This window comes from Lacticaseibacillus suihuaensis, from assembly GCF_054785075.1.
Genome location: NZ_BAAGBJ010000037.1, coordinates 1 through 1,126 on the forward strand (window position 1 = coordinate 1; position 1,126 = coordinate 1,126).

Below are 1,126 nucleotides of genomic sequence, written 5' to 3' on the forward strand. Positions count from 1 at the left end.
GTCTCACACCAAAGGTCACCATCTGACTGCTTTCGAACGTGGAAAAATCGCTGCACTTCATGGAGAGGAGAAGTCAAATCGAGAAATTGCACGCATACTTGGTATCTGCCGGCAAACCGTCGCCAACGAGCTAAACCGAGGCCAGATCGATCAGGTTCAGAAGGTCAATGGCAAGCGTGTGTATCGCACTGAATACAGCGCTGAGACAGCCCAGCTTCGCTACGAAGAGAACCGGCGGCGATGCCACAGACCTCTCAAGCTCGTCCAAGCCGCTGACTTCATCGCTCACTTCACAGAACACTTCAAACAAGACGGCTGGTCCCCAGACGCCGTGGTTGGCCGAGCCAAGGAAAAGAAGCTCTATCGACCCGAGGAGATGGTTTGCACGGCGACGCTGTACAGCTACATTGATGCTCAGCTCCTGGAGATCAAGAATATTGATCTGCTGGAGAAGACCAGCCACCACATCAAGCACAAGGCCAACACCAAGCATAAACGCCTGCTTACTGGACGCAGTATCGATGAGCGCCCCAAACGTGTGGATAGTCGCCGTGAGTTCGGCCACTTCGAGTTAGATACAGTGGTGGGTAAGCGTGATGGTCAAGAGAGCGTCATTATGACGTTCATCGAACGCAAGTCCCGTTTCCAGTTCATGCGTCTGATTGATGGCCGCGACGCCGACTCCGTAAACTACGCCATGCGCGGTATCGTTGCGGAGTACGGCGACGTCATTAAAACAATTACTGCCGACAATGGCTCTGAGTTTGCCGACCTAGACTCGGTGCTCGATGGCGTGGCCACCGTGTACTATGCGCATCCATACCGTTCCAGCGAGCGCGGCACCAACGAGGTCCACAATAAGATGGTTCGGCGAGACTTTCCCAAAGGTGAATCCCTAGACGCTGTCAGCCCACAAGCTGTCGCCGAAACTCAAGATCGGCTCAACCGCCTCCCTCGTCGCCAACTCAGATATCGGACGACCGAGGAAGTCTTCGTCGCTGAGCGCGCTCGAGCTCAGCGACGAGCTGCCAAGGTAGTCGTAGCCAGCTAACTCAACTCATCAAAGATAACAGTTCATCTCACGGTGTCGTGCCATGGGGTGGCTAACTTGTTCTTGCAATTTGCG

At 54.4% G+C, this 1,126-nt stretch carries 1 protein-coding gene; it reads left to right on the forward strand.

Annotation, left to right across the window (positions count from 1 at the left end; all coding sequences use genetic code 11):
• A partial coding sequence (locus tag ACYVRZ_RS13080) for an IS30 family transposase (protein WP_461227469.1) occupies positions 1-1,051 on the forward strand: 1,051 nt, incomplete at its 5' end.
• Positions 1,052-1,126: the final 75 nt, after the last annotated feature.